The organism is Terriglobia bacterium, assembly GCA_020073085.1.
Taxonomy (GTDB): domain Bacteria; phylum Acidobacteriota; class Terriglobia; order JAIQFV01; family JAIQFV01; genus JAIQFV01.
The window spans coordinates 1-9539 of sequence record JAIQFV010000002.1; the positions used below are offsets into that span (position 1 = coordinate 1).

Below are 9539 nucleotides of genomic sequence, written 5' to 3' on the forward strand. Positions count from 1 at the left end.
ATGTAATCGGTGATGCGGCTCCCCGCAGGAAGCGTCGCCAAGGTTCTCGCCATGAGGTGGCCTCCCGAACCGTTATTGTAGTCCAGGAGACTCTATCATATATTTCTCTAAGTGAACAGTATTGGGGACAGTCCCGAATCACATGCGGGGCTCCCGCCACGGCGGATCTTCGACAGACGGGGCTACAATCGATCCAGCCCTCCGGGCCTCTGAATGGAAAAACAGAAACAAGAGCAGAAGAAAAACGAAGGGGGTCGGGCCTGGACATAGGACAGAGACGGTTTTGTGGAAACGGCGAATCGTCGAGAGAGGATGTCGTTAGAGTGGAACATGGCGATGGAAAAACGGAGGGGGTCGGGCCTGGACATAGGACAGAGACGGTTTTGTGGAAACGGCGAATCGTCGGGACTGGGTGTCGTTGGGTTGGGACATGACGATGGGTGTATGATGGCGGGGCGGATGTAACGAGGAACGTGATCAGCCCCGAGCAGGCCCTCTCGGTTTGACCCCCATTGTTGATTTTTTTGTGCCCAATGAAACTCCTCTCGTTGGAGTAGAACATGACTCGAAGATTCAGAACTGTTTTTATCTTGATCGCATTGTGGTGCCTCACGGCATGCGATGCCGTTTCAATTTACTCACAGAGCAAGCCGGTGGGCGTGGATGGAATTGCTTGTGTGGGAAATGTGATGGAGCCACCCCCCGGGCTCGTGGAAATAGAAAACGCGGCGCTGCTGGCTGAAGCACGTGGACTGTCGGGAGAAGGAAAATTGTGCGCGGGAAGGGTGTTTCGGGTTACCCATCCACTGACGGTCTATCGGGTGTGGGATAACTCGAAAGGTTATACCGAATATGGCCGCTGGTGGTCGTTTTCGCCTCCGCAAGGGCCCCGGGAATCCTACCGTGAAGCCAATGAAGTCTGTACCTCGTGGAGCGCACTGGATCGTCTGAGTGCCTGCATGCTCAAAATCGGTGCACTCATTGTCGTCGGTCCGGGGCAGAGTGCGACTTGTAGTGGTACGAGCTATGGAAAGTCGCCAGTCAATCAAGTTTATGTGCCGAATGATTTGAAGAACAATCAATTGTACGTTGAGAATTGTGTTGCGACGGAAAAGTGGCCGGTCAACTCGCCGTGAGCAGGCACCCGGGAACGACGAGATATCACCGCCGAGGCGATGAGGGCGCAGAGTTCAAAGAGAAAGTCCAAGGTCCAAAGTCCAAGGTCCAAAGTCCAAGGTCCAAAGTCCAAGGTCTGGAAAAACAAGTTCAAAGTTCAAAGTTCAAAGTTCAAAGTCTGGAAAAACAAGTTCAAAGTTCCAAGTTCAAAGTTCAAAGTCTGGAAAAACAAGTTCAAAGTTCAAAGTCAGGAAAAGCGAGTTCAAAGTTTAAAGTCTCTAAATCCTCTTTATTCAGGTCGGACTTCTGACTTCCGGCTTCTGGTTGTTTTGCCTCAGCTGAAAATGGGCATCGAGGGTCTCGGACACGGAAATTCGGGACGGTCGAGAATTTCCGAGGGCTGACTCGTTTCGAGGCCGCTTCAGCGGACTTGATTTCGTACAGCCCGCCGGTAAACCGGCGGGAAGACGCAAACGGAGTTCTCTCAGCCCCGATTTATGGGGGCTTGGGCAAATGGCGGGCGCCCCGTTAACGGGCCGCCCGGAGGGTTCAACCCCGATGAATCGGGGTGAAAAACCTCGGGGGGGCGTCTCTTTTCCCGCCGGTAAACCAGCGGGCTGTACGCACCCAAGCCCCCCGAGGGGGGCTCAACCAACCCGGCACCTGCGGGAATTTTTGGTTTGAATCGGAATCCTTCCTTGTGGGACCAATTGAATCAAGCCATACTATCGGGCGCATGAAACCATCATTACCGCTCCGGAAGATTGTTTCGTTTGCGGTGGCATTGTCGTCGATCCTGATAGGCTGGAGTGGCTTGCTCCTTACAAATTCAGGCCTTACCATCGCTCAGTCTGTACCCTCGCCTGCGCCACAGAACCCGTCGCCCATGGTGGATACGACGCGGCCTCACTTTCGTATTGAGAAACAGGAGGTGGCGGGACACCGGTTTCCGCTATCGACCGGGACGCTCTATCTCTCGCCTCAGTTTCGACCCCGGGATAAGGTCCCGCTGATTATTCATTTTCACGGGGCTTCCTGGCTGTTGGAATACGACATCCTGAAGGCCCTTCCCCAAGCCGCCCTGGTGACCGTGCAGCTGGGCGCAGGTTCCGGGATCTATGAGAAGACATTTTCGGATTCCGCCGCATTCGAGTTGCTTCTCAATGAGGCATTGACCCAAATCACGAAATTCACCGGTCATGAGGTCCGCTGGCGGAGTATTACACTGACCTCATTCAGTGCCGGCTATGGCGCCGTCCGATCCATTCTTCGCCAGGCGGAGAACTACCGGCGTGTCAATGCGATCTTTCTCGCCGATTCCCTGCACACCTCCTATGTGCCGGAAGGTAAACCGGGGAAATTGGAGGAAGGTCCGCTGGATGTTTTTGTCCAGTTTGCTCAAGACGCGGCAAGCCGCCGGAAGTCCATGTGGATGACCCACTCGGAGGTTTATCCGGGGACATTTGCCAGCACGACTGAGACGGCGGATTACCTGCTGGGTCGTCTCAAAATCAAACGGGAAACCGTATTGCACCCCGGGCCCGTGGGGATGCAGCAATTAAGCCACGCCTCGATCGGAAACTTCCATCTTGCCGGGTTTGCGGGAAACTCCGCTCAAGACCACATGGACCATTTGTATGCCATGGGGAAATGGATGAAGCAATTGAAAGCGGTCGTTAAGTAGAGAGAGGGTGTCAAAGCGCGTGCTTGACGGGTTGCGTCGCAATGGGGAGGAGGGTTTAGGTCATAGGTGATAGGTCATAGGTGATAGGTAATAGGTCATAGGTGATTGAAGGTCAAAGTCTCAAATTCAATATCGAAAGACCGAATTCCCAGCTCAATGCATCCCGGTGCATGTTCCAAACGACTCAGCAATCATTTCCAGCGTAGGGTTTACCGCAGAGAGACGCAGCGGGCGCAGGGTTCGAATTTCAAGGACTAAGTCCAAGGTCCAAAGTCCAAAGTCTAAAAACCAAAGTCCAAAAACCAAGAGTTCAAGGTTTCAAGTTCAAAGTTCAAAGTCGAACGCGCCCGTTGGCCAATTTCAATTGGAGGGGGGTGCCGCAGGTATGCGCTCTTGGCATGCCTGCGCGTCACATCCGGAGTCTCAAGACCCTTCCCCGGGTGTGTGTTGTGGGGGGAGACACCCGGGATGTAGAGACGGGGGTCGTTATCGTTCAAACCAAGAGTTCAAGGTTTCAAGTTCAAAGTTCAAAGTCGAACGCGGCCGTTGGCCAATTTCAATTGGAGGGGGGTGCCGCAGGTATGCGTTCTTGGCATGCCTGCGCGTCACATCCGGAGTCTCAAGACCCTTCCCCGAGTGTGCGTTGTGGGGAGAAACCCGGGATGTAGAGACGGGAGTCGTTATCGTTCAAACCAAGAGTTCAAGGTTTCAAGTTCAAAGTTCAAAGTCGAACGCGGCCGTTGGCCAATTTCAACTGGAGGGGGGTGCCGCAGGTATGCGTTCTTGGCATGCCTGCGCGTCACATCCGGAGTCTCAAGACCCTTCCCCGAGTGTGTGTTGTGGGGAGAAGCCCGGGATGTAGAGACGGGAGTCGTCACCGTTCGCAGGCATGCCAAGAACGCATACCTGCGGCACCCGGGTAGATCAGCCCCCGCTCCGATAGATCGGAGAGGGGTTACCAAACCTACCTCGCCGGGGACACGGTGGTGACGAACCGCAACACATCGTTTCCCGCCTTGGCAGTCACCTCCCAACAGCCCTCCGCCGGAAACGTCATTGCAATCACCTCATAAGTGCTTCCCGGATATTCGCTCACCCCGGCACCCAGTTTCAGAGGTGGAGCCGGACCATCCAATCTTCGGCCGGAAATCGCGAGCCGCACGCCCGCCGGTCGAATCAGGATCACCTTGTTATCGGTTCCCGCGCGCCACCCCTGACGGGGAAACCAGATGGCGCGGTCGTCGCTGATGTACCACTCGCCGAATCCGAACGGGCTGGCTTTCGGATCGCTCGGCGGCTCGTCGAGCATGGGCTTCGTCACCGTACACGCCGCCATCCAGGATGGCGTCGTACCCAAGGAAGCTTGGACCTCCCCGTGTGGAATCACCGAGTCAAAGAGGAGCGCAAGCGACAGGTGGACCGCCATTCCGCCGTTTAGTTCCCGCGAGGCGAGGATCTTGCCCGAGCCAGGGTCGAGGCGTATCAGGCGCGACGTGTATTTCGCCATTGAAGGGCCCAACTCGATGCCGAAGAGTTCGGTGCCGTCGCGGCTGGCCTCAAGACGCGTGAAATAGAGCGATGGCGCGAGGTGCGCGACGACCGCACCGGATGCTGGATCGATCAGGTAGACGCCTCCGCTGGGTGGTGAGGCACACTCCCGCCGGTCGAATTTGCCCCCGAAGCCTTCATACACCACGAGACGGCCGCCCGCAAAAACCGGAGGCTGAATCATAAGGGGCTCGGTCACCTTGCTCCCCGGCAGGCGGCAATCTCCGCCCAGCTCGTGGAGATCGACCGGCTTACCGTCCCCTAAATTCTGAGTATCCGGCGTGGCACTCCAAAGCGTGCCTTTGCCCTTGCCGTAGCCGAGAAGGTAGTACTTCTCGCCGGCCCAAACGCCGGTGAGCTGCTGGCCGCCGGGGATTGAAATAGATCGAGCGAGGGTGTTGGTCTTGAGATCGAACATGTCCAGGGAAAGCGAAGGTGTGTAAGCCACACCGAAAAGCCAGCGGCGGTAGGACGATGGCTGCAGAAGATAGGTCTTTCCGAGTGGTCCCATAGCCGGCCCGCGCTGGAGCGTCAGCAAATCGACGATGTCGATGCCGACGTTGCCTCGCTGCGCATAGAGTTGGTGCCCATTCATCGAGAGAACGCCGTGCAGGGCCGGAAAAATCAGCGGAACCATCCTGCCCGATTCCAGGTCAAGCATGTAGATCGCACAGCAGGTCTGCGATTCAGGGGGTTTGGAAAGCGCCACAAGAAGCGTTCGGCCATCGGGCAGCGCAGCGACCCAGTTGTTCATGGACCCCGTATGGATCGTGCCGATCGTTTCCAGCGTGGCCGGGTCGACGGTCTCGATCACGCCTGAACGCCCGGCAAGAAGAAGAACCCACCGGGCCTGATCCGAGGAGATCGCCCGGGCCGGGACGAGAGAAGCCAGAAGGAAAATCCAAACAGATGCGCGAAGGGTCATGGCTGTGCCTCAGAGGAAAAGACGATGAGGATGCGAGAAACGTTAACAAGCATTAGGTCTTAGGTAATAGGTGATAGGTAATAGGCAATAGAGGATAGGGAGAAGCAGTTCAAAGTTCAAGGTTTCAAGTTCAAAGTCGAAAAGCAAAAGTTCAAGAAGCAAGAGTTCAAAGTTCCAAGTTCAAATTTCCAAGCCAAAAACGCACGTTGCGCATTTTCAGCCGAGGGAAGACAGACGCCGTGGGCCATCCGCCCGAGGCGCCCCGCCAGCGGGGCTCGATGCGAACGGCTGATGCCGAATGCCAAAACAAGGCGGCACTGAAGTGCCGCACTACAAGAGCAAAGCGCTCCGCCGGGGCGGACCGCACTACAAAGGCAAAGCAACCCGCCGCCCCGCGCTGGACTCCAAAAGGACAGGGTGGCATAGAAACGGGCGCAATTCAAAAAATGAAGCGGGCCGCCGCGGCGGGCCGCACTACAAAGGCAAGACGGCGCGCTACCGGGGGGAGAAGAAAGCTGATATACTGTGGTCCTCCTCACAGGATGTTTCCGATGTGAATCGGCCGCAACCGCGCCGTAAACGCGGTTCAATCCCATGATTTTCAACTGGACTTATGCTGAACGGCCCCAAAGGAGAATGTGGTTATGAAAAAAGCCGTCTCTTTCTTCCTTGTGTTGTGCATTGCTTATACCCCGTTGCTCGAGTGTGCAGCGACCTCACGAATGTACGCGGCTGCCGCGGCTTCGCCCCAGGATTATCCGCCCCAGGACTATCCGCCGATTGAATCCTTCTCCCCGGAGCAACTCGACAATCTGCTGGCTCCGATTGCGCTTTATCCGGACCCGCTGCTGTCGCAGGTCCTGCTGGCGGCGACCTTCCCCGACCAGATTGATGAGGCGGCGCGGTGGGTAAGGGCCAGTGGCTCCTATGGAATTGACGACCAACCCTGGGACGTCAGTGTCAAGGCGGTCGCGTACTACCCGACCGTCCTCTACATGATGGACGGCAAGCTGGATTGGACGACGACGGTGGGACAGGCCTACGTCAACCAGTCGACCGACGTGATGCTGGCCGTCCAGCGCTTGCGCGAGATGGCCCGTTCGCAGGGCAACCTGTTCTCGACCCCGCAGCAGGAGGTCATCTATGAAGGCGGGTACATCCAGATCGTCCCCGCCTCGCCTCAATACCTCTATGTGCCGGTCTACGAACCGAGCGTCATTTTCTTCCGGCGCGCTTATTTTGGAGGGGCCTGGGCCGTCGGGGTCTTCTCCTTTACGGCGGGATTTCTGATTGGGTCGTGGCTGAACCATGACTTCGACTGGCGCAGCCATCGAATCTACTATACCGGCTGGTCGGGCGGGGGTTGGATTGCCCGCAGCCGCCCCTTTGTTCACGTGACGAACGTGTACGTGAACAACCACTACACGAATGTCTATGTCAACCGGACCGTTGTCAACCGGACCGTGAATTACAACAACATCAACCGATATAACAGCGTGCATCGCGACGTGACCTACAACAACCTGTCGCGACGTGACAACCGAAATGACAATCGCAATGACAACCGGGGCGCCAACACGAACAATCGGCCCAACAATGAGATCATTAATCGAAACATCAATACCAACGACCAGCGATTGAATAACTATCGCGGCCGGCAAGTCCAGGGAAGACCGGTGCCGGGCTCCTCGGCCCCCCCAACACCAACGCCGCCGCCCCAACGGCAGCTTGATGCGCGGCCCACACCGACGGCCCCGCCGCAGTCCAATGTGCGGCCCGCACCGACGGCCTCTCCCCGGTCCGAGCCCCATGCCTTCGGGACGAATGAGTCGAAGTTCGATCCTCGCACTGCCAGTCAGCGAGGGCAGGCCAGCCGCGTTGAAGCGGCGCGGCCCGTGGCTCCAAACCCGACCCCTCAGGCTCAACCTCAACGAGGTCGTTCGGAACAAGTTCGGCCCGCGGCTCCAAGCCGGCCCACGGAGTCTAAATCTGAGAAAGGCCGTTCAGAAAAATCTTCCGAGAAGCGGAAGTGAGTGCAGACCGGTTTCATTCAAGCCGTGTGAGCGCCGTTCTTCGGGCCGGCGCTCGCGGTGCCCGTGGACGTTGTAAAGAAGGGAACTCCAACACGAAAGGGCTGAATTATATGGTGAAGAAGCCAGCAATCCTACTCGAGTCCCAACGGCGGATGCCTTCCGTTCCGGCACTTTTGTTTGTGCTGTGGGTGAGCGTGTTCGGCAGCCTGCCGGTCGTTTGCGCCCAAAAGCAGGAACCGGCGAAGACAAAGACGCCGGCGGTACAGCAAGCCACCTTTTCGACGCCGGAAGAGGCGATGCAAGCCCTGGTCGAAGCGGCGAAGGCAAAGGATCACGCAGCCCTCAGGAAGATTTTCGGGCCCGACGACGATCAGCTGCTCTCGGGAGATCCTGTCGAAGACAATAAGGACCTTGAGAGCTTTGCAGCCGCGGTCTCCGAGTCTGCCGATCTCAAGAAAGAGGGCGATGCCAAGTGCACCATGGCGGTCGGTAAGAACAATTACCCTCTTCCCATCCCGATTGTGAAACAGGGGGACCACTGGATCTTCGATACCAAGGCAGGGATTGACGAGATCTTGAATCGAAGGATTGGGGAGAACGAGCTTTCGACTGTCGCCACCTGTCGCGCCTATGTCGTGGCACAGTGGGAGTACTTTACCGAAGGCCATCTTGCCGGGAATGGCGTGGCCGCCTACGCGCAAAAATTCAGAAGCACTCCAGGCGAACATGATGGACTGTACTGGGAGACCGCGGAGGGTGAAAAGCCCAGCCCGCTGGGGGAACTGGTCGCAGCGGCCCGCGCCGAAGGCTACGGGCAGAAGGGCCAGGCCCCGACCCAAGCGCAAGGGAAAGATGAAGGCCAGAAGCCCGCGCATAACCCCTATCACGGATACTTCTTTAAGATCCTCACCCGACAGGGTTCACATGCCCCGGGAGGAAAATACAGTTACATCATCAATGGAAACATGATTGCGGGCTATGCGTTGCTCGCTTATCCCGCCAAGTGGGGAAATTCGGGCGTGATGACCTTCATGGTGAATCAACAGGGGCGCGTCTATCAGAAGAATCTTGGGCGTGATACGGCGAAGGTCGCAGGCGCGATTACGGAGTACGACCCCGATCCAAGCTGGAAGCCGGTGGGGGAACAGTAGGGGAATAGGTGTTAGGTGTTAGGTGTTAGGTGTTAGGTGTCAGGTGTTAGGTGTTAGGTGTTAGGTGTCAGGTGTTAGGGAAGCTCGGGTGCCGCAGGCATGTGTTTTTTCCATGCCTGCGAAGAGAACAGGCGCGGATACCTCGGGTGCCGCAGGCGTGTGTTTTTTCCATGCCTGCGTTGAGAGAAGCAAGAGGTCTCGGGTTTGGCATTCGTGGGGAGTGAGCCGCAGGCATGCGCTTTCTGCATGCCTGCGAAGAGAACAGGCGCGGATACCTCGGGTGCCGCAGGCATGTGTTTTTTACATGCCTGCGTTGAGAGAAGCAAGAGGTCTCGGGTTTGGCATTCGTGGGGAGTGAGCCGCAGGCATGCAAAGAGCGCATACCTGCGGCACCCAGCCAAAATAAAGCGTCACTCAGAGTGCCGCACTCCATAGGTGAACTATGGGACTTGATGCGTTTGTGTATTGCGATTGCATTGAAAAGAAGCGGTTGAAGACCCGGCACCCGTTTCCCGAACTGCTCGTTATTCTGCCGGATGGTTCACCGGATGTCGAGACTTCGGATCCCAAGAAACAGGATCGGCATGACCGCTGGATGGAGAAGCGGGCGTGCCGGCACGAGCAGTGCATGCTGGCAGGCGAGTGGCTTGGGAACGGCGCGTGGATCAGCGAGCTCTGGACCGAAATCAATCGGGTGTCACGAAAGTGGAGGAGGAAATTCCCTGTTCTGCGTGACCAGGTCATCTACTGCGGCACGCACACCGGTGATTATCTTGCGCTGAAAGATGTCCGAAGGCTTGAAAAGGAAATCAAGTTCATTCGGGCGCAAGATCTCGAAAAGGCGAAAGTAAAAGACCTTGAGGGATTGAATAAGTTTTTGTCCAAACTGGAAAGATTGGTGAAGGCATCCCTCAAGGTAGGAAAGCCGATCGCGTTTTAGGGGATCACTGGGGAGGCACAGGGGGCGCAAAGACCCGGGGTGCCGCGGGCATGCGTTCTTTGCATGCCTGCGAAGGAAGACAAATCAATCCTTGTTTCAACTTCAAAGTTCAAGGTAACAGGCGCAAAGACCCGGGGTGCCG

At 56.8% G+C, this 9539-nt stretch carries 7 protein-coding genes; 5 read left to right on the plus strand and 2 right to left on the minus strand.

Going from position 1 to position 9539, the window contains the following annotated elements:
- Positions 1–560: 560 nt before the first annotated feature.
- Positions 561–1136: a hypothetical protein gene (locus LAO21_02400; GenBank protein ID MBZ5551542.1), complete on the plus strand. Its 576-nt coding sequence runs from the start codon at positions 561–563 to the stop codon at positions 1134–1136.
- 716 nt (positions 1137–1852) lie between these two features.
- Positions 1853–2800, plus strand: coding sequence for a hypothetical protein (locus LAO21_02405; protein MBZ5551543.1), 948 nt, complete (start codon positions 1853–1855; stop codon positions 2798–2800).
- Between the two features lie 964 nt (positions 2801–3764).
- Here LAO21_02405 and LAO21_02410 read toward each other — a convergent pair.
- Both LAO21_02410 and LAO21_02415 read right to left on the minus strand, forming a co-directional pair.
- Positions 3765–5273, minus strand: a complete 1509-nt coding sequence (locus tag LAO21_02410; protein MBZ5551544.1) for a hypothetical protein — start codon at positions 5271–5273, stop codon at positions 3765–3767.
- Positions 5274–5439: 166 nt separating this feature from the next.
- Positions 5440–5697 carry a hypothetical protein gene (locus LAO21_02415; GenBank protein MBZ5551545.1) on the minus strand — a complete coding sequence of 86 codons (258 nt, stop codon included), beginning with the start codon at positions 5695–5697 and terminating at the stop codon, positions 5440–5442.
- 298 nt (positions 5698–5995) lie between these two features.
- Between LAO21_02415 and LAO21_02420 the strand changes: the two genes are divergently transcribed.
- The 3 genes from LAO21_02420 to LAO21_02430 all read left to right on the plus strand — a co-directional run bounded on the left by LAO21_02420 (position 5996) and on the right by LAO21_02430 (position 9397).
- Complete coding sequence (locus LAO21_02420; GenBank protein ID MBZ5551546.1) at positions 5996–7306, plus strand: DUF3300 domain-containing protein; 1311 nt, start codon at positions 5996–5998, stop codon at positions 7304–7306.
- 152 nt (positions 7307–7458) lie between these two features.
- Positions 7459–8457: a DUF2950 domain-containing protein gene (locus LAO21_02425; protein MBZ5551547.1), complete on the plus strand. Its 999-nt coding sequence runs from the start codon at positions 7459–7461 to the stop codon at positions 8455–8457.
- A 442-nt stretch (positions 8458–8899) separates the two neighbouring features.
- Positions 8900–9397, plus strand: coding sequence for a hypothetical protein (locus tag LAO21_02430; protein MBZ5551548.1), 498 nt, complete (start codon positions 8900–8902; stop codon positions 9395–9397).
- Positions 9398–9539 lie beyond the last annotated feature (142 nt).

Bases quoted from the DNA above. Each gene is read 5' to 3' on its own strand.
- LAO21_02400 (MBZ5551542.1), top strand. From the start codon at position 561: ATGACTCGAAGATTCAGAACTGTTTTTATCTTGATCGCATTGTGGTGC.
- LAO21_02415 (MBZ5551545.1), bottom strand. From the start codon at position 5,697: ATGCCACCCTGTCCTTTTGGAGTCCAGCGCGGGGCGGCGGGTTGCTTT.
- LAO21_02430 (MBZ5551548.1), top strand. From the start codon at position 8,900: ATGGGACTTGATGCGTTTGTGTATTGCGATTGCATTGAAAAGAAGCGG.
- LAO21_02410 (MBZ5551544.1), bottom strand. From the start codon at position 5,273: ATGACCCTTCGCGCATCTGTTTGGATTTTCCTTCTGGCTTCTCTCGTC.
- LAO21_02405 (MBZ5551543.1), top strand. From the start codon at position 1,853: ATGAAACCATCATTACCGCTCCGGAAGATTGTTTCGTTTGCGGTGGCA.
- LAO21_02425 (MBZ5551547.1), top strand. From the start codon at position 7,459: ATGCCTTCCGTTCCGGCACTTTTGTTTGTGCTGTGGGTGAGCGTGTTC.
- LAO21_02420 (MBZ5551546.1), top strand. From the start codon at position 5,996: ATGTACGCGGCTGCCGCGGCTTCGCCCCAGGATTATCCGCCCCAGGAC.